This is a genomic window from Microcoleus sp. M2_D5 (genome assembly GCF_036701935.1).
Taxonomy (GTDB): Bacteria; Cyanobacteriota; Cyanobacteriia; order Cyanobacteriales; family Microcoleaceae; genus Microcoleus.
Map to the genome: position 1 here is coordinate 29354 of NZ_JAUBRP010000031.1, position 19686 is coordinate 49039.

Consider the following 19686-nt stretch of genomic DNA (forward strand, 5'->3'; position numbering starts at 1 on the left):
CAGGCAAGATGCCTGTTCCACTAGAGATTTAGTGTTTTTGTGGAACGGGCTTCTAGCCCGTTGCTAACCCCAAAAAATTAACTCTAAAATTGATATGAACAGAATTGTGAGAATTGCTAAAACTTTGCTAGTTACCTACTACGCTTATATGCTCGAATACCGGGCGGAATTGTTTTTGTGGGCGCTGTCGGGAGCTTTGCCGTTTATCTTGATGGGCGTCTGGATGCAGGCGGCAGAAACTGGTGAATTTGGGCTGAAGTCGATCGACTTTGCCCGTTATTTTTTAGCGGCTTTCATCGTCAGGCAAACAAATGTAGTTTGGGTGATTTGGGATTTTGAAAAGCAAGTAGTGCAAGGCACGCTATCTAATAGATTGTTGCAGCCTCTCGATCCGGTATGGCATCACTTCGCATCTCACGTTTCCGAAAGGTTTGCGAGGCTGCCGTTTGTATGCGGATTAGTGGTGCTGTTTTTTGCACTTTACCCGCAGGCTTTTTGGCTGCCGAGTTTGGGCAGGTTTTTGCTGTTTTTGTTGGTTGTCGTCTTGGCTTTTTGCTTGCGGTTCTCGATACAGTATACCTTTGCGCTGTTTGCTTTTTGGCTGGAAAGGGCAAGTGCGATCGAGCAATTCTGGTTTTTAATTTACCTGTTTTTATCGGGACTTATCGCGCCGCTAGAAGTGTTTCCCGCACCCGTGCGCGAAGTAGTTTTGTGGACGCCGTTTCCTTATTTGATTCATTTTCCCGCTTCTATCTTGATAGGATTACCCGTAGATTTAAGCCGCGGTTTGTTGGTAATGTTGGGTTGGAGTGCGGTATTTTTTGTGTGGAATCGCTGGCTGTGGCGGCAGGGTTTGAAGCAGTATTCGGGCATGGGCGCTTAAATAATAATTAAGAATTAGAAAACTGTAAGGTGCGTCACAGTAAAAATATTAATCGTTTTGTCAAAAAGACTTACTTGACGCACCATACTTAACTCTGGAGTAAATCTCAAATCTCAAATCTCAAATCTCAAATCGACTGACGCACAGATCATGCAAAAATGCAATCGGGAGTATTCGACAATTGCATAAATATCCATTTTTTGTATCTATAAGTACAAAAATTTACAATAAAGTCTTATATTAATTAACCCAACGACTGATAAACGGGATAAAGTAGATTCTAATGACAGCCAAAAAAAACCTCATTGTAATCGGCAATGGCATGGTAGGTCACAAGTTCCTAGAGTTAATGGTCAGCTCGGATGCTGCCCAGCACTGGAATTTAATTACTTTTTGTGAAGAACCGCGCGTTGCTTACGATCGCGTAAACCTCAGCGGATTTTTCTCTGGCAAAACAGCGGGAGATTTATCTCTAGTTGCACCGGGATTTTATCACCAAAATGACATAAAAATTCACATCGGCGACAAAGCAGTCGGCATTAATCGGGAACAAAAAACAGTCTCTTCAGCCAACGGTTTAGAAGTTCCCTACGACAAAATTGTTCTGGCCACCGGTTCCTATCCATTTGTGCCATCAATTAAAGGCAAAGACGCTAAAGGAACTTTTGTTTACCGGACAATTGACGACCTGGAAGCGATGTCCGATTACGCTAAAAATTGCAAAACAGGTGTAGTAATTGGCGGCGGGTTGTTAGGTCTAGAGTGTGCTAACGCTCTGCAAAATATGGGTCTAAAAACTCACGTTGTTGAGTTTGCGCCGCGGCTGATGCCCGTGCAAGTTGACGAAATTGGCGGGGCAATTCTCCGCAGCAAAATAGAAGAGTTGGGGGTTTCGGTTCACACCAGCAAATCTACCACAGAAATTGTCAGCGAAGATGGCAAAGTTACTAAAATGCTGTTTGCTGACGGTTCGGAATTAGCAACAGATATGATTGTCTTTTCTGCTGGCATTCGCCCCCGCGACGAAATTGCCAGAAGTTGCGGTATAGAAGTAGGAGAACGCGGCGGCATTGTGATTAATGATAGCTGCCAAACCTCCGATCCTGACATTTATGCGATCGGAGAATGCGCGCTTTATCAAAATCGCATCTACGGCTTAGTTGCGCCTGGGTATACAATGGCAAGCGTAGCGGCAGATATTTTGAGCCGTGCAGCCGATGGCCGACAGGATGCCCCCGGTACAAGCACTTTTACAGGTGCGGATATGTCCACTAAACTCAAATTATTGGGAGTGGATGTCGCTAGTTTTGGAGAGCCTTTTCCCAAGTCGGGCGATGCTAAAGAAATTGTTGTCACTGACACATTCCAAGGCATTTACAAAAAATTAGTTTTAAATCAAGACGGCAGCCGAATTTTAGGCGGAATTCTCGTAGGAGATGCCTCGGCTTACGGCACTTTGCTGCAATTCATGCAAAATGAAATTGCTCTGCCGCCGCATCCTGAAGATTTGTTAATGCCACCGCGAGAAGGGGGATCACTGGCGGGTTTCGGAGTTGACAGTTTGCCGGATTCGGCTCAAATTTGTTCTTGCAATAATGTTACCAAAGGGCAGATTTGTGCAGCGATTCGCGATCGCAATTTAACCGATGTTGCCAGCGTCAAGAAATGCACTCAAGCTGGTACGGGCTGCGGCGGATGCGTGCCTTTGGTGACGGATATCTTCAAGTCGGAGATGAAAAAAGCTGGGTTTGCAGTCAAAAATAATCTCTGCGAACATTTTGAATATTCTCGTCAAGAATTGTACCATTTAGTGCGTTCTCAAGAGATTAAAACATTTGAGGAGTTGATTGAAAGACACGGCAAAGGTAAGGGTTGCGAAATTTGCAAGCCTGCTGTTGGTTCCATGCTGGCTTCTACTTGGAATGACCATATTTTAGAGAAGTCTCACGTCGGTTTGCAAGATACGAACGATTACTTTTTGGCAAACATTCAGCGCGACGGTACTTATTCGGTAGTGCCGCGAATACCGGGAGGAGAAATCACGCCGGATAAGTTGATTGTTTTGGGTGAAGTTGCCAGGGATTTTGGGCTTTATACTAAGATTACTGGCGGGCAACGGATTGATTTGTTTGGGGCTCGCGTGGATCAATTGCCGCATATTTGGCGTCGGTTGATTGATGCGGGATTTGAGTCGGGACACGCTTACGGTAAGGCTCTGCGTACTGTAAAATCTTGTGTTGGTAGCACTTGGTGCCGCTTTGGGGTGCAGGATTCTACGAGTTTGGCGATCGAAGTTGAATTGCGGTATCGCGGTTTGCGATCGCCCCACAAGCTCAAATCTGCTGTCTCTGGCTGCACTCGCGAATGCGCGGAAGCTCAAAGCAAGGATTTTGGGATAATTGCGACGGAAAACGGCTGGAATTTGTACGTGTGTGGCAATGGCGGTATTAAGCCGCAGCACGCGGTTTTGCTGGCTACGGATATCGATAAGGAAACTTTGATTAAGTATATCGATCGCTTCTTGGTTTTCTACATCCGCACGGCAGACAGATTGGAACGCACTGCTACTTGGTTGAACAAGCTTGAGGGCGGAATTGAATACTTAAAGCAGGTAATTGTTGAAGATTCTCTCGGCATTTGTGCTGAATTAGAAGCGCAGATGGAACATTTGGTAAATACTTATCAATGCGAGTGGAAAACGACGATTGAAGACCCGCAAAAGGTGCAGCGGTTCCAGCATTTTGTGAATTCCGATTTGCCCGATCCGAGTATTGTTCGCGTTGCGGAACGGGGACAAACGCGGCCGGCTAACGAACATGAAAAGGCTCTGGCTGGAGTTTCGGAATAACCCATATAATCGGGTTTCCAAGCAGAGCCTAGGAAACCCGGAGATCCCCCCTAGCCCCCCTTAATAAGGGGGGAACAAGAACACTAGATTGAAGTAAATTAATCTCGTTCCCAGGCTCTGCCTGAGAATGAAGTCCCGGAGGCTCTGCCTCCTTCGGCGAGGCGAGGCAGAGCCTCGAAACCTACCTTCCCAGCCGGAGACTGGGAACGAGATTGAAGTAAAATAACAGGAAAAGAAAATGGTTCAATCATTACAAGTTTCCGATACAGTAACAACTTGGGTAGATGTGTGTTCTCTCGATGCGATCGCCCCTTATACTGGAGTTTGCGCTTTAGTAAAAGGCGAACAAGTGGCGATTTTCCGAGTAGGAAAGGGGGATGAAGTTTATGCGCTTAGCAATTACGACCCGTTTAGCAAAGCTTTTGTGTTGTCGCGGGGAATTGTGGGCGATCGCAACGGCACTCTCAAAGTTGCTTCTCCCATTTACAAACAAAACTTTAGTCTGACTACCGGGCAATGTCTGGATGATGAAACGGTAAAGATTCGTACTTTTGCGGTTCGGGTTGCAGCCGATCGCGTCCAAGTAGCTGTTAGCTAGATTCAGCGCCTTAATTGTTCGATCGCCATCCGCCACCACCTAACATTTTTATGGGGGGTGGCGGATTTTGTATTGGGACGCGACCCCGTAGTTGTGGTATAAAATAAAGTTAATCGGCGACCTACTCCAGGAAAGCTCAAAAAACTCTAAACTAATACTGGGTATGGTTTCGGATTTTTAATGCAAACAAACTTGAGGGGCAGGCTATCGGTATGTTGTTAAAAAAACTTGTTTCCGAAAATAATCCCCAGACTGTAGCAGAGTTAATCCACGCACAACTCAAACTCGGTCAACTGACTTGGGGCGAACTCAACACACAAGTTTTCGGCCAGCACTGGCGGGACGAATCTTTGCACGAAGTCCTCAGAGAAATTGCAGGTAAGCTCGACAAAGAAACAGCGAGCCAAATTATAGAATATCTCACAGATCAAAACGGTCAACAAGAAAAATTTATTAATTTGTTTTTAGCAGCGCAATGCCTGTTAAAAGTAAAAAATGATATTAATAAAAAAACTGCCAAAAAACTGTTAAACGCTTTAAAAAAGTTATCGCAATACGGTACGGGTTTCCTGATTCTTTATCAAAGCGCTCAAGAATTGCAGGAAACTTATCAAATTCGCAATCGATCGATCGCCGCGATCGCCCAAACTTGGAAAAACGACCCGCAAACCCTGCCCTGGCTGAAAATACTCGCTCACTCCACCGACTGTGGCGAAGTCCGATCCACAGCAGTCGAAGCAATAGCCCGCGGTTGGCCAGATCAGCCAGAAATTTACCTGATGCTCAAAAACCTTGCCAAATCAGATCCAAGCTGGGCAGTGCGATCGACCTGTGTGCGAGAAATGGCTTGTGGTTGGCCAGCCGCGAGCGATACCTTGCCGCTGCTGAGTGCCCTGGCTCAGTTCGATCGAAGTCCCGCAGTCCGCACCGCAGCACTCGAACAGTTGACCTCTAATTGGCCCGATCGCACAGATACCTTGCTGCTGCTGAGAACCGTCGCCGAATCCGACGAAAATTTGGGAGTGCGAGTCTGTGCGTGGCAAGCAATAGCCAGAGGTTGGCGCAGCCTTTTAGGCACGGTTTCCCTGCTCAAAAACCTTGCCCAGACAGGAAGTTCTATCCTGCGAACCGTAGCGGTGCGGGAGTTGGCAGCGGGCTGGCCCGCCGCAGCCGACGTTTGCCTGCTGCTGAAAACTAAGGCCGAATCCGACAGCAGCAAAGAAGTGCGGACAGCAGCCTTAGAAGAATTGGCTTCGCACTGGCCCGGCGAACCAGACATTTACCCGCTGGTGAAAACCCTAGCCGAGTCCGACGCGAGTTCGAGCGTCCGGCGCTCAGCAGTGCAAGCAATTGCCTCTGGCTGGGCTGGGAACCCCGAAACTCTGACTTTTTTGAAAAATATAGCATTGGGCGATCGCGACGCCGACCTGCGAGAAATAGCCCTACAACAGATAGCCGCAGGTTGGCCCGACCACCCAGAAACCCTGCCCCTGCTGCAAAAAATAGCTGATTCCGAGGATTACTGGACTGTGCGGCAAGTAGTAGTGGAAGCAGTCGCCGCACTGCCGTCAGCAAGTCTGGAAGTCTTTGGCTGGTTGCAAAATCTCGCCGAGTCAGACAGACACCTGAACGTCCGAGAAACTGCGGTGGAAGAGATCGCAAAACGCTGGTCTCACCGGGGCGAGACGCTGCCTTTCCTCAAAAGCCTGGTCGAGTCAGAGCAAGATTCTCACCTGCTGAGCGTGCTGGTGCGGGCGATCGTGCGGGGGTGGCCAGACGACCCGGAAACCTTGCCTTGGCTGAAAATTCAGCTCGATTCTAGCGATGCGCTTGTCCGCCCAGCGGCGCTGCTTGAACTCGCTTACAACTGGCCGGACAACCCGGAAACTTGGATGCTGCTGGAGGCTAAAGCAGAGGGCGATGAGAGTCCGGCTGTCAGGCAAATGGCTTTGCAACAGTTAGCCCGGGGGCGGACAAATCAGTCTCAAACTTTCGAGTGGCTCAAAAGTAGAGCTCAAAAGGATGAAGATTCGCAGGTGCGGGCGATCGCCCTGGTAGAGTTAATGCGGGGATGGAAAGACGAGCCGGGAATGTTTGAGTTTTTGCGCGATCGAGCTTTGAGCGATGTTGAAAATCAAAACGGTTCTTTTCCTTACAATCCCAGATTTACAGCACTCGAAGCGATTATCGAACATTATCCCGAAAATCCGGGAGTTGTGCCGCTGTTGCGATCGCTTTCCGTTTCCGACGCAGAAGAGCAAGTGCGGGCCTTAGCGGGTCGCCGGCTACGCAGCCAAGATTGGTAAGTGGAAACAATCCTTTAGACACCTCGGAAAATTCATCATGCCTGCTCTTCTTTCTGGAGTTTGAGGAAGCTCGAACTTTAGGCGTTTAGTGCATAACTTGTTTTCATTGCACTCTTAACATTCTTTCAGTATATCATTTCGGCGCAGCCGGAAGAGATATTACAGCATATTCCATGTATATGCGGTACACACAATCTTGTCGCAAGCATCGGTGCGGATCCACCAGTCAATCTGCAAGTTTCATTAAACATGAGCAGATCCGCACCCTACATAACAGTGTACCAACAATTAAGGCGGATACTGTACTTCATGAACCACCGAATATGCTGTAACAGTTAACACTGGGACTAACTCAAACGAGTGACACTCAAATGAGTGACACTCGAAAAAGTGACTGTGCATCCACAAATTCCACCAGTTATACCTGAAATATCAAACACCCAAACTTAAATGTTGAAAGGAACCACATTATGTACACCGAAGAAAGAAGCTTGAACAATGAAACTATGGCTCTCGTCGCCGATAATACTGCTCAATCAACTCTTGCATTTGCTGAAACCACGGGAGTAAACAAACCCACTTTACAAAGGGGTTCAACAGGTCAAGCTGTCAAGGAACTACAACAGCTTCTATATCATTGGGGTTATTATTCCGGGCTGATTGACGGTATTTTCGGCGTCCAAGTTCAAAACGCGGTCAAAGGCTATCAACACCGCGTTTTTTTACAAGAAGATGGGATTGTCGGCCCTATCACTTGGCAAGCACTATACTCTGGTGCACCTGTGAATATGCCGATCGTCATGAAGGGCAGTTCTGGTAATGCTGTTAAAATTGTTCAAAATGTCTTGAAAATCAATGGATACTATTTCGGATTCATTGACGGATTATTCGGGCCGATGACAGATGTAGCAGTGCGACAATTGCAAATTAGCAAGGCTTTACCGCAAGATGGAATTGTCGGCTACAGAACTTGGCACGCCCTCAGCAAGTTACCGCACTAATGACGGGTTTGATTCATATCTATTCCGGTTGCACGAGCGAAATAATTGTTGACTTTTGACTGTTTAGTCGGGAGCAAAAAACTCAATATAGCAATCCTCGCATCATTTGTGAATTTCTTACTTCCTCCCCTTGATAAGGGGAGGATTGGGGTGGGGTAAAATTTTTATGACTCCTGCAAGAATTGCTATAGTTGAGTGTTAACTGTTGACTCTATTTTATTATTCCGATGCAACCGGAAACCATAGGATGACGTTGGTGATTGGTATTTTGATGCTGTATGAGTTTGTTTGCTCTATCTTGACAACTTAAGCAATATCTAAAGGAGTAAATGTGATGGGTACTAAATTCAAGAGAAGAATTCTCTCAATTGATGGTGGGGGTATCCGGGGTATTATTCCTGCGATCGTTCTCAACTACATTGAAGAGCGTACAGGAAAACGCATAGCAACAATGTTTGATTTTATTGCAGGCACTTCAACAGGAGGAATTTTAGCACTGGGTTTAACTAGAAAGAACTCAGATTCTAGCATCAATAGTGAACCAGAGTATACCGCTGCCGAACTTGTAAATTTCTATCGCAAATATGGACAAAAGATTTTTAATGAGTATATTATAGGGGATATTGATGATTTGTTACAACCCAAGCACAACCCAAAAGGTAGGCAACAAGTTTTAAAGGATCTTTTAGGTGAAGCTAAGGTGGAAGAGGCATTACGAGAAATTTTCATCCCCAGCTATGATATCGAACTCAGAACACCAATTTTTTTTACAAGCAATCGGGACGCAGAGGAAATCAAGAGTTTTGATAGCCGGAAAGTATGTACGGGATTTAAAATGTGGGAAGCAGCAATGGCAACTTCTGCTGCACCGACATTTTTTCCACCCTACCAACTCGAAACGGGACATCATACCGATGAGGGATATTACGCTTTGGTAGACGGGGGAATTTTTGCAAATAATCCTTCCTCACTTGCAATGATGGAGGCGATGATTTCTTACAAGAAAAAGACGGGGGAAGAACTACAACGCACTGAGACCCTTGTTGTTTCTTTGGGTACGGGCTCGCTAACTAAGAAATATAAGTATAAAGAAGCCAAAAATTGGGGTCAAATAAAATGGGCGATTCCCTTACTAAACGTTGTTCTAGATGGCCAAAGTGAATCGGTTGCGTATGAACTTGCTCAGCTAATGGTGACTAAAAAAGAGCAAGAAAATAACCGAAACTACTATCGTTTTCAACTTCAATTGAGTAGCGATAATGGTCACGATCAAATCGACAACGCAAGTCCCAGTAATATTGAGTACCTAGAGAGCAGAGGTGAAAAACTCATTGAACACAGTAAGAAAGATTTGGATGAGTTGTGTAAGCTTTTGAAGGAGGAAACTGAACTATATCCTAATTAACCGCACCGTTAAATCAATATCTGGTTCGAGGATTTTTAATGGGGGTAAGATTTTGTGTGTATTCATTCCTACAACAGGGCATCGCATACCGCACTGCTTCCCCCATTACCGAACACCGATCGCACTCCGAAGCTGTTTTCTCCCACATAAGCAACTGTTCCCGAAAAGCTTGGTATTGCTTGGCCTGCTGCACGAGGCTTGCAGTTTCCGACACCGACGAGCAAGTGCGGGTATTAGTCGCTCTCCGGCTTGAAGTGTTCACAATTAACTGTTAATAATCGATCAAAAGGGCGATCGCATACCGCACCGCTTCCCCCATCATCGAACAGCGAACGCGATCGGACGCCGTTTTCTCCCACCTGAGCAACTGTTCCCGAAAAACCGGGTCTTGCTTCGCCCGCTGCACGATCGCCTGACTGATGACTTTCTTTTGAATCTGCTCTGTCGGGATACCTTGCTGCTTCAAATAATCCAACAGCCGCTGCACGCTTTCAGAGAATTTATCCGGCGTCTGAGACATCAAAATAAACGAAATCTGGCGCACCATTCGCTGGTAGATTTCCTGTCTTCTGAGCAAAGCCTCCTTCTGACTCAGCTCCGCATTGTTACTAGGAACAGCCAAGTCGAGCAAACTCAAAATTTCAGCGCCCTTGGCTAAAACCTTTTCCAACATATCTGGATAAAGCTCCAAAATGCGATCGCCCAAAATCTTGCCGTTCACCAAACGGTTCGCGCTCAGCCGCAGTAAATGTTGTTCTCCAGCAGACTCAAAAAATTGAACGTTCAACTTGAGTTCGCGGCTTTCCAACTCCACCCGACGCAGCGTAAAAACCAAAGCCTCCCAATTAGGAGATTCAGCAAAACCCACCTTGACAATAGAACTGTCCTCTTGATGCTGCCGCCCCAATTCCCCCGACTCAAAATCGCGATCGACCGGAAAGCGATTGGCCGCAACTTTCGCAGTATAATCAAACTGAGTAAAAACATAGCTGCAGTCAACTCGCGACAGATCGACATCTTGAACTTGCCAATTTTGAATACAGCAACCCGTAAGCTGCGCCCCCTCCAAATTCGTCCGAATCAAACGGCACTCAATCAAACAAGCTTCTCTTAAATCAGCCTCACCCAACATCGCATCCATCAAATAAGCGCCGCTCAAATCAGCTTTCCGCAAATCAGCACTTCGCAAATTAGCTTCGCTCAAATCAGCTCGCAGTAAATACACTCCTTGCAGGTTTGCTCGCAGCAAAAGTGCCTTCTTAAAACTCGCTTTCAATAAATAAGAACCCGCCAGATTAGCTCGACTCAAATCAGCGTTATCCAGCACCGCCTCAGTCAAATCCGCCCCCGCCAGCACAGCTCGGTGCAAGTCAGCGCCCGTCAGATTTGCCGATCGCATTTGAGCGCCATTCAAGTCAGCTTCAATCAAATTTACACCGATTAAAATTGCCGATCGCAAATTCGCTTCCACCAAATGCGCTTCCCGCAAATTAGCACCCGTTAAATTAGCACCAACAAGACTGGCGCGGTTGAGATTCGCCTCCATCAATTCCGCCGCCATCAAATTCGCGCCGTCGAGTTTAGCCCCGGTCAAATTAATTTGGTCAGATTTAACTCCTTGAAGATTAGCACCGCCCAAATCCGCTTCAGGCAACGCGGCCCAATTGAGCTCTGCTGCTTCCAAACCAGCAAGGCGCAAATCCGCTTTAGCAAGATTTGCCCCGCTCAAATTCGCCCCGCTCAGATTCGCCCCAGCCAGCCCCGCACTGCGGAGATCCGCGCGGCGCAAACAAGCCCCTATCAACTTGGCATTGCTCAAAAAAGACCAGCTCAAATTAGCACCGGTCAAATTAGCACCAGTGAGGTCTATTTCTCGCAGGTTAACACCGCTTAAACTAGCGCCGCTGAGGTCAATGTGACCAAAGTTGCGCTCTCCCTGTTGATAGCGCTGTAAAAATTCTTGTGTTTGCATTCCGCAGATTGGGGGCTAGCAATTGAGCTGTTTTAGGACGCGCGGGTCAATCGATTTTAGATTTTAGATTTTAGATTTTAGATTAAAGCATTGACCCCACAGATAAATACGTTCGGCAAGTTTCATCGGATACAGGTTTTTTATTTCTGGATGGATCGATCGCGTGGCGGGTATCCTTGATGCGGGAATTGTCAATAACTTTAACTGTAAGGTACCCACGGAACACGAGCGGGCTAGGCACGGGGACACTACTCCTACTACTTACTGCAAGAACTCGTGTCCTCCGGGCGATCCGTGGGTACTTTACCTCTATAGATGGCAGTTCAAAGGATTTGGTGCGTAAGTTCTATTTCTACTACCAGTTTTACAGACTTTTGTAATTTCAAGTAGCCGAGTTCATATCTAATACGCTGGGAGCATCTTATATTTGGAAAAATACTTCTTCTGGCTCCTTCCTTCTTCCTGTTTCCTTCTGCCTCCTGCCTCCAAACTCCTGCCTCCAAACTCCTATTTTGGGCTTGGTTGCTTTCATTGAGATGCTCCCCATACACTGCCCAGCCGGAGACTGCTTTTACCGAAAGCGCTGCAATTCTTGCTGCAAGTGTTTTCCCCATTTAGTCGCTAGAGGAATTTCTGTAAAAGGAACCTGCACCGCAGCAGCATCTTTCAACAAAAATTCGAGGGCGATTGGACTTCCCGAACTCGGCGGCGACTCTAAATCAACGGGCTGAGAGTTGACTAACAACCGCAGGGACTGCACGTCTTTTAAAGAAAAAGTTTGCAAATTCACAGGCCCGCTGCGAGTAGGTTTTCCCCAAGTTAAACAGTCTTCTTTTTGACCTAGTACAGCATAAATATCGTACTTGGCTACTTCAAATTGTTCTGCCCAGACGCGATACGCTTCCAGCTTTTGATACTCGTTCCATCCTGCCCAAGCCAGCCCGATAAATATTGCCAGCAGCGGCAGCCACATTAAACCTCTTTCCATGCAATACCCTTGTTGAAAATAGTCCAGCTTCTGTTTATCATCTTCTCTAATGATACAATTAATTGAACTCCTAAAACTTGCTGTGCAATTTAAACTAGAAATTAGAGCAATTTTCGATCGAGCAACAGCCACCGCCGAAAACTAGCAAACGCCCGCGTGCGAGATCCCCACAAGTCGCAGCAAGGAAAACTGGCGCTGGCGGTGAAAATTGGGTTATTGTGGTGAACAAGCCTTCCCTAAACGGACGATCGGCAATGAAAAAGTTTTTCCTTCTGTGCTTATTTTTAATCGGGCTCGGCTGGGCGATTTCTAATTTCCCAGGACTTGCTACTCAAGGCACTTACGACTCGATTGTGCTGGATTTCCGCGAAGATTTGGGTGCTGCTGAGATTGCGAAAGAAGTAAATGCGATCGCCCAACAGTACCGAGTCGCACCGCAACTCAACAGCGAATTCTCAGCGGCAGACAATGTATATGTAGTTAAGGGCGATCGCACTTTGCTAAACGCCCTGAAAAAATCAAATTTGGCTAAAGATACCGAATACATTGAACCCAACTACGTCTACAGCGCTTTCGAGATTCCCAACGACCCCATGTATACAAAGCAGTGGAATCTCCGCAGCATCAATGTAGAATCTGCCTGGAACGAAACCAAAGGCAGCGGCACAACAGTAGCGATAATTGACACGGGTATTACTCCAGTAGCTGACTTAAAAGAAACCAAATTTGTACCGGGCTACGACTTTGTAAACGATCGCGCCGAGGCCTACGACGACAACGGCCACGGTACTCACGTCGCAGGTACTGTCGCCCAATCAACTAACAACAATTACGGCGTTGCGGGCATCGCCTACGAAGCAGCTTTAATGCCGCTAAAAGTGTTAGGCGGCAGCGGTGGCGGCACGGTTTCCGACATCGCTGAAGCAATTAAATTTGCTGCTGACAACGGCGCAGATGTCATCAACATGAGTCTCGGCGGCGGTGGCGAAAGTCAATTAATGGAAGAGGCGATCGACTACGCCCACTCTAAAGGCGTTGTCATCATCGCAGCCGCCGGGAACTCCGGCGACAGTTCCGCTTCCTATCCCGCCCGCTATCCCCACGTCATCGGCGTTTCCGCCCTCGGCCCCGACGACGAAAAAGCCTCTTACTCGAATTTCGGCGCAGGGGTTGACATTGCAGCCCCCGGCGGTTCTGAAATGGGCAAGATCCTGCAAAGTACGATCGACCCGGAAACCGGCGCCGAAGTCTTTGAAGGCTACCAAGGCACTAGCATGGCTTCTCCCCACGTTGCCGCCGTTGCAGCCCTTGTCAAAGCTTCCGGCATCGCAGAACCAGACGCAATTCGCAGCGTGCTCTTGCAGTCCTCGCGAAATGTCGCTGAAGATCCGTTAAACCATTTTGGTTCGGGACACCTCGACGCAGCCGCAGCAGTTCAGCTAGCCCAGCGCGGACAAATCAACTTCCGCGATTTCTTCCGCTGGCTGCGCGACAACGGCTATCTCAACCCCCGCTTTTGGATTGACGGCGGTGCAGTCGCCCTGTTGCCTAAAATTGCAATGGTGCTCGGTTCTTACCTGCTGGCTTTCTTTTTGCGGAATTATTTCCCCTTCGCCTGGACTTGGGGCTTTTCCGGCGGCTTGATTGCTGGCAGTTCTGGGTTCTTCGGGCTGCGAAATCTGTTTGTATTTGACTTGCCGCAGTGGCCGATGCGGGTGATGGGCAGTTCTATTCCCGAACTCGGCGGCGCAATTAATGGCAGCAGTATGCTGAATCCCTTTTTTGCTAGCGTTTTGATTCCTGGGATTTTGATTGCTTTGCTGTTGGGACATCAACAGTGGAAGTGGATCGCGATCGCAATTTCGATCGGTTTTGCCAGCAGTTTAGCGGTGAATGCTTTTGTGTCTCCCGCAGTCTGGGGATTGGGCACAGGTTTGGTATCACAAACATTCTTGATTGTCAATGCTTTTCTGTGTTTCGGACTGGCACGTTTAGCAATTAAAACAGAGGTGCGATCGGCATGAGTATTACTGTCAAAGGCAAAATTGAACGCAAAGGATTGGGCCCGGGCACTTGGGCTTTGGTTGGCGAAGATGGGGAAACTTACGAACTTAAGAATGCTCCTTCTGAGTTGAAAAAAGCTGATTTGAAAGTCAGTGTCAAAGGTGAAGTCCGCAAGGATGTGATGACTTTTGCTATGATCGGCCCGGTTCTTGAGGTGCAGTCTTTTGAGGTGTTGTAGGTCGATCGGCTAATCCAGCTTTCGAGCAAAAAAAACCCCGGCCAAAATTGGCTGGGGTTTATTAATCAGGGTGCATCTTTATTTAGTTTCCAGTGGCTAGCACGATGTTCGGGATTAATTTGATTTTTAACCGCAGATGTACGCAGATTAACGCGGATAATTCTTGATTTATTGAAATTTTGTGGTTTGGCTGCAATACGAAAAAAAAACCCGGCCAAAATTGGTCGGGAGTTAATTAATCAGGGTGCATCTACTAATTTAGTCTCCGGTTCGAGGTGCACCTGTTCCGGACGGTTTGGGAAAATTTGCGAAAATTCGTGGTTTGGGGTGCAATACGCAAAAAAAAACCCGACCAAAATTGGTCGGGAGTTAATTAATCAGGGTGCATCTACTAATTTAGTCTCCGGTTCGAGGTGTGCCTATTCCGGAGAGTTTGGGAAAATTTGGGAAAATTCGTGGTTTGGGGTGCGAGATCCAAAAAAAAACCCGGCCAAAATTGGTCGGGAGTTAATTAATCAGGGTGCATCTACCAATTAAGCTTCCTGAGAATTCCAGCGCCATCCGGACAACCTCAAACTTTTTTAGCATCACCGTCGATACCGCAAAAAAAACCCCAAACCAAAATTGGTCGGGAGTTATTTAATCAGGGTGCATCTACCAATTAAGCTTCCTGAGAATTCCAGCGCCATCCGGACAACCTCAAACTTTTTCAGCATCACCGTCGATACCGCAAAAAAAAACCCCAAACCAAAATTGGCGGGGAGTTAATTAATCAGGGTGCATCTACTAATCTAATCTCCCGTCTCACAGCACCTCTTTCAGGAGACTTTGCCAGAATTTTGGAGAATCTGTGGCGAGGGCGGGCGATATCCAAAAAAAAACCCGGCCAAAATTGGTCGGGAGTTAATTAATCAGGGTGCATCTACTAATCTAATCTTCCGCCTCACAGCACCTCTTTCAGGAGACTTTGCCAGAATTTTGGAGAATCTGTGGCGAGGGCGGGCGATATCCAAAAAAAAACCCGGCCAAAATTGGTCGGGAGTTAATTAATCAGGGTGCATCTACTAATCTAATCTTCCGCCTCACAGCACCTCTTTCAGGAGACTTTGGCAGAATTTTGGAGAATCTGTGGCGAGGGCGGGCGAGATCCAAAAAAAAACCCGGCCAAAATTGGTCGGGAGTTAATTAATCAGGGTGCATCTACCAATTAAGCTTTCTAAGAATTCCAACGCCATCCGGAAACTTACCACTAAAAACTCACAACTCTTTTCGGTGAACCAGAGTTGCACTAGCTTGGTCTGTCGGAACTAGCAAGATTTCGCTAATATTGACGTGGGGCGATCGCGTCGCGCAAAAATACACGACATCGGCTACATCGTCCGCAGTCAGCGGTGTCAATCCTTGATAGACATTTTTTGCTTTTTCTGCATCGCCGTGAAACCGGACATTGCTAAATTCTGTTTCCACCAAACCGGGCTCTATTTCTGTCACCCGCACTGCTGTTCCCAAAAGGTCTTGTTTGAGCCCTTCAGAAATAGCTCTCACTGCTGCTTTGGAAGCGCAATAAACATTGCCTTTGGGATAAGCTTGGCGGCCGGCTATTGAGCCGATATTCACTACGTGGCCGCGGCCGCGGCTTACCATTCCCGGTACGATCGAGCGAGTCATGTAAAGTAAACCTTTTACATTGGTATCAATCATTTCTTCCCAATCTTGAAAGCTGCCTTCGTGCAGTTTGTCTAAACCGCGGCTCAATCCCGCATTGTTAATGAGAATATCGATGTTTTTCCAGGCATCGGGAAGCGCAGCTATCGCCGATTCGACTTGCGGGCGAGATCGCACGTCCAATTCTAGTAAATAAATCTCGTTCGCCGATGCGATGGATTTTGTTTCTACAAGTTCGTTTGCCAGTCGATCGAGCTTTTCAAGACGGCGGGCTGCTAAAATTAGTTTGGCTCCACCTTTGGCGAATATTTTGGCACAGGCTGCTCCGATACCGCTACTCGCACCTGTAATGAAAACAATTTGGTTTTGGAGAGAAATCATACGATTTTAGATTTTAGATTTTAGATTTTAGATTTGGGAATTGGGAATGACTAATGAGATAAGGGTTTGGATATTTCATACTGTCAATTCAACATAATTATTGTAGTGACGACTTTAGGGATTCATTCCTTTCTCTTCAAGATTTTCTTGAACTCGCCACTACTAAAATTACCCAAATAATACCATCCCCTAAAAAATGCAACTGTAGACCAGCGCTCCAAACATTTAATTCATAAGTTATTCCCCATCTAAAATCTAAAATCTAAAATCTAAAATCTAAAATGGTATAACCCATAACACCTATTTTATTACTTGACAACCCGCAATCGTACACTAACTGTTGCAATTCCACCTTGTCGCATCAAAACTGCTGAAACCAACCGATTTTCTGGCGTAGCTGGAGCTTTACCTACTTTAAAAATTCCCCCGGCATTTAGCAACTCTAGCTCGACTTCTGAGGGATGGAAAAAGGTTTTTTCGGTAATGGGTTCCTCCAAAACAGTCCCTATTAAAATATCATCGCCGATCGGCTCTCGTACAATGGCATCAAAATAGTAATCTTCGCCTACCTTAACTTGCTCTGGCAAATTTACTTCTATTGTGGGAGGATTATTGCCAGAACTAAGCTGAGTTTGTTCTGCTAAAATCTCTTGACTAACTATTTTTTCGCCTTCAAAGCGCTGCTGGGAACGGATGGTAGCTTTGAGAGTTAATTCTCTGCCATCCTTTTTTTGAGTGCCGGCAATTGTAGTTATGGTTTCTGCAATAGTCGCGCTACCTTCGATTTTCCAAGATTTGATCTCGGTGCGGTAATTTAAACTCGGATATCGATCCCAGAGTTGGGTGAGGGCTTTTTCCATGATGCGGCTGTTTAAGCCATCAGAATGAGTGAAATTCGGGCTGTAAAATGCCATCACTGCTTTGACATCGCGCCGGTTGGCGGCGGCGTCAATTTCTGTTAGCACTTTTGTGAGTGCGGCAGGCGCATTTGCAGGGGTTTGGGCGATCGTTTGGGGAGTCGCCGCGATCGCACCGATCGCTTTTGCTGCACTCGGATGCAGCACGCCACCACTTACCACTGTTAAACATAACAACATTTGAGCGATCGACTGCCCGCAGTTAGAGCCAAAAACGATCGCCCGTTGGCGCAGCCCGCCCCTACGGGGGCTACGCCAACGAAGAGGAGCGGCTTTTTTGTCCCGACTGCTGGAAAAATACTGAGATACCCTTGGCACTAAATTCAAAAAATTACGCATTAGATGATAATTTGGTTATTTGTCAGGAGTAGTGGCGCGGGCAACTGTTCGCCTGCAACGAACACTGACAACGGAAGGACGGACACGGCACAATCTAATTTTAGATTGCTGATTGAAAATTGGCTGAAACTGCCGGAATAATAAGCATAATAATCTAAAACCTCCAATATAAAATCGATTGACCTGTGGAACTTGTACTTGTAAAAGAAACAAAAACCTTGACAAAAGCCCCCCTCCGGTTGTTGGTTGCAGCTAGCGGCACTGGTGGACATTTATTTCCCGCGATCGCCACCGCTAGTCAGTTGAACGACTGTCAGATCGAATGGCTAGGAGTCCCAGACCGCATGGAAACCGAGTTAGTTTCCTCCCTTTACCCCCTCCACACGATCGCCGTTGAAGGCTTTCAGCAGCGATTTGGACTCGGTACACTGCGAATTTTGGGCGGACTCGCCGGCTCGATCCTTCATGTGCGGAAGTTGCTCAAAGCGGGAAATTTTCAGGGAGTCTTTACTACCGGCGGTTACATCGCAGCACCGGCAATTCTAGCGGCTCGCTCTTTGGGTTTGCCGGTGATTCTCCACGAATCTAATGCCATTCCGGGGAAGGTGACGCGCTGGTTTAGTCCTTTGTGTACTGCTGTGGCGATCGGATTTGAAGCAGCAGCTCAGCATTTACCCCGCGCCAAAACGGTGGTTGCTGGTACGCCCGTGCGATCGCAATTTCTGACTCGCCAACCTCTAAATTTGCCAATTCCTGACAGTGTACCTGTAATTTTAGTCATGGGCGGCTCTCAAGGTGCTGTCGCCGTCAATAAGTTAGTGCGCGAGTGTGCTCCGGCTTGGTTTGATGCCGGTGCTTGGGTGGTTCACCTCACCGGAAATAATGACCCGGATGCTGAGAGTTTGAAACACGAGCAATATTTGTCTATGCCATTTTACGACAATGTGGCGAGTTTGTTGCAGCGAGCAAATTTAGCAATTAGTCGATCGGGCGCGAGTGCTCTAACAGAATTAGCAGTGACGGGCGTACCTTCTATTTTAATTCCTTTTCCTCACGCCGCTGACGACCACCAAAGATTTAATGCGGAAGTATTTGGTAAAGCCGGCGCCGCTGTGGTATTCCGTCAAAGCGAACTGACAGCAGAGGTATTGCAAAGCAAAGTGTTGTATTTGTTAAGAGATTCAGAGTATTTGGAAAAAATGTCTCAAGCTGCTTCTGAATTAGCGGTGACAGACAGTACAGAACGTTTGGCTAATTTGGTCAAAGAATTGGTGGTGCGGTGATAGTTTTTAGGAGTTTTAACCGCAGATATTAGCAGATAAACGCAGATGAACGCAGATGAAGACTGATGTTTTACACGATATGGAAGTGGATGAATTTAACTACCGATTCTAATCCTTCTTTTGTCTTCAGGTTAGTAAAAACAAAAGGTTTTTCCCCCCGCATTTTTTTCGCGTCCCGTTCCATCACGCCTAAATCTGCTCCCACTAAAGGCGCAAGGTCTGTTTTATTAATTACCAACATATCAGATTTAGTAATTCCTGGCCCGCCTTTGCGCGGAATTTTATCGCCCGCTGCGACATCGATTACGTAAATTGTTAAATCTACTAACTCTGGGCTAAACGTTGCCGCCAAGTTATCGCCGCCGCTTTCGACAAATACTAAATCTAAATCAGTGAATTTGTGTTCTAACTCTTCTATAGCTACTAAGTTAATGGAAGCATCTTCGCGGATGGCTGTGTGGGGACAGCCTCCTGTTTCTACGCCCAAAATTCGATCGCTCTCCAAAGCTTGACTCCGAACCAAAAACTGGGCATCTTCCTGAGTATAGATATCATTAGTAACAACCGCAATCTGGTATTGCTGCCGCAGCGCCTTGCACAAAGCATCCAGTAAAGCAGTTTTCCCCGAACCAACTGGCCCAGCAATTCCTACACGAAAAGCACCCATAGCGATTTTGGATTTTAGATTTTAGATTTTAGATTGTCTGATTTTTAACTGCGAAATAACCGAGTTGTAGTTGTAGGGTGCGTCAGACGGAGTTATGGAACGATTATCGAGGCTTTGGGGTTCTGACGCACCTTACTAATTAGATTTTGGATTGTCTGATTTTCAACTGCGAAACAACCGAGTGTACTGAG

At 46.8% G+C, this 19686-nt stretch carries 15 protein-coding genes; 9 read left to right on the top strand and 6 right to left on the bottom strand.

What is annotated here, in order from left to right:
* The first annotated feature begins 94 nt into the window (after window positions 1–94).
* The 6 genes from QUA50_RS15010 to QUA50_RS15035 all read left to right on the top strand — a co-directional run bounded on the left by QUA50_RS15010 (window position 95) and on the right by QUA50_RS15035 (window position 9041).
* Window positions 95–883, top strand: a complete 789-nt coding sequence (locus QUA50_RS15010) for an ABC-2 family transporter protein (protein ID WP_333264877.1) — start codon at window positions 95–97, stop codon at window positions 881–883.
* A gap of 283 nt (window positions 884–1166) precedes the next feature.
* The gene (gene nirB, locus QUA50_RS15015; RefSeq protein WP_333264876.1) at window positions 1167–3731 is read left to right on the top strand and encodes a nitrite reductase large subunit NirB; all 2565 of its coding nucleotides are present in this window, start codon (window positions 1167–1169) and stop codon (window positions 3729–3731) included.
* A 238-nt stretch (window positions 3732–3969) separates the two neighbouring features.
* Window positions 3970–4329, top strand: coding sequence for a nitrite reductase small subunit NirD (gene nirD / locus QUA50_RS15020; protein ID WP_333264875.1), 360 nt, complete (start codon window positions 3970–3972; stop codon window positions 4327–4329).
* Window positions 4330–4541: 212 nt separating this feature from the next.
* Window positions 4542–6635 carry a HEAT repeat domain-containing protein gene (locus QUA50_RS15025; protein ID WP_333264874.1) on the top strand — a complete coding sequence of 698 codons (2094 nt, stop codon included), beginning with the start codon at window positions 4542–4544 and terminating at the stop codon, window positions 6633–6635.
* Between the two features lie 470 nt (window positions 6636–7105).
* Window positions 7106–7636 carry a peptidoglycan-binding protein gene (locus QUA50_RS15030; RefSeq protein ID WP_333298544.1) on the top strand — a complete coding sequence of 177 codons (531 nt, stop codon included), beginning with the start codon at window positions 7106–7108 and terminating at the stop codon, window positions 7634–7636.
* A gap of 334 nt (window positions 7637–7970) precedes the next feature.
* The gene (locus QUA50_RS15035; protein WP_333264872.1) at window positions 7971–9041 is read left to right on the top strand and encodes a patatin-like phospholipase family protein; all 1071 of its coding nucleotides are present in this window, start codon (window positions 7971–7973) and stop codon (window positions 9039–9041) included.
* A gap of 13 nt (window positions 9042–9054) precedes the next feature.
* Here QUA50_RS15035 and QUA50_RS15040 read toward each other — a convergent pair whose 3' ends face one another.
* The 3 genes from QUA50_RS15040 to QUA50_RS15050 form a co-directional block, all read right to left on the bottom strand.
* Window positions 9055–9303 carry a hypothetical protein gene (locus QUA50_RS15040; RefSeq protein WP_333298542.1) on the bottom strand — a complete coding sequence of 83 codons (249 nt, stop codon included), beginning with the start codon at window positions 9301–9303 and terminating at the stop codon, window positions 9055–9057.
* A 9-nt stretch (window positions 9304–9312) separates the two neighbouring features.
* On the bottom strand, window positions 9313–11013 hold the full coding sequence (locus QUA50_RS15045) for a pentapeptide repeat-containing protein (protein ID WP_333264870.1): 1701 nt from the start codon (window positions 11011–11013) through the stop codon (window positions 9313–9315).
* Between the two features lie 571 nt (window positions 11014–11584).
* Window positions 11585–12001 carry a hypothetical protein gene (locus QUA50_RS15050; RefSeq protein WP_333264869.1) on the bottom strand — a complete coding sequence of 139 codons (417 nt, stop codon included), beginning with the start codon at window positions 11999–12001 and terminating at the stop codon, window positions 11585–11587.
* Window positions 12002–12255: 254 nt separating this feature from the next.
* Between QUA50_RS15050 and QUA50_RS15055 the strand changes: the two genes are divergently transcribed.
* Both QUA50_RS15055 and QUA50_RS15060 read left to right on the top strand, forming a co-directional pair.
* On the top strand, window positions 12256–14025 hold the full coding sequence (locus QUA50_RS15055; RefSeq protein WP_333264902.1) for a S8 family peptidase: 1770 nt from the start codon (window positions 12256–12258) through the stop codon (window positions 14023–14025).
* On the top strand, window positions 14022–14243 hold the full coding sequence (locus tag QUA50_RS15060; RefSeq protein ID WP_333264868.1) for a hypothetical protein: 222 nt from the start codon (window positions 14022–14024) through the stop codon (window positions 14241–14243). The genes QUA50_RS15055 and QUA50_RS15060 overlap by 4 nt, the downstream gene beginning before the upstream one ends.
* A 1257-nt stretch (window positions 14244–15500) precedes the next feature.
* Here the strand turns inward: QUA50_RS15060 and QUA50_RS15065 are convergent.
* Together QUA50_RS15065 and QUA50_RS15070 are read right to left on the bottom strand one after the other, a co-directional pair.
* The gene (locus QUA50_RS15065) at window positions 15501–16289 is read right to left on the bottom strand and encodes an SDR family oxidoreductase (RefSeq protein WP_333264867.1); all 789 of its coding nucleotides are present in this window, start codon (window positions 16287–16289) and stop codon (window positions 15501–15503) included.
* A gap of 308 nt (window positions 16290–16597) precedes the next feature.
* Window positions 16598–17545, bottom strand: coding sequence for a nuclear transport factor 2 family protein (locus tag QUA50_RS15070; RefSeq protein ID WP_333264866.1), 948 nt, complete (start codon window positions 17543–17545; stop codon window positions 16598–16600).
* Between the two features lie 185 nt (window positions 17546–17730).
* Between QUA50_RS15070 and murG the strand changes: the two genes are divergently transcribed.
* Window positions 17731–18828: an undecaprenyldiphospho-muramoylpentapeptide beta-N-acetylglucosaminyltransferase gene (gene murG / locus QUA50_RS15075; RefSeq protein WP_445243165.1), complete on the top strand. Its 1098-nt coding sequence runs from the start codon at window positions 17731–17733 to the stop codon at window positions 18826–18828.
* A 70-nt stretch (window positions 18829–18898) separates the two neighbouring features.
* On the opposite strand, the gene ureG is transcribed toward murG, so the two are convergent.
* Window positions 18899–19495: an urease accessory protein UreG gene (gene ureG, locus QUA50_RS15080; RefSeq protein WP_333264864.1), complete on the bottom strand. Its 597-nt coding sequence runs from the start codon at window positions 19493–19495 to the stop codon at window positions 18899–18901.
* Window positions 19496–19686 lie beyond the last annotated feature (191 nt).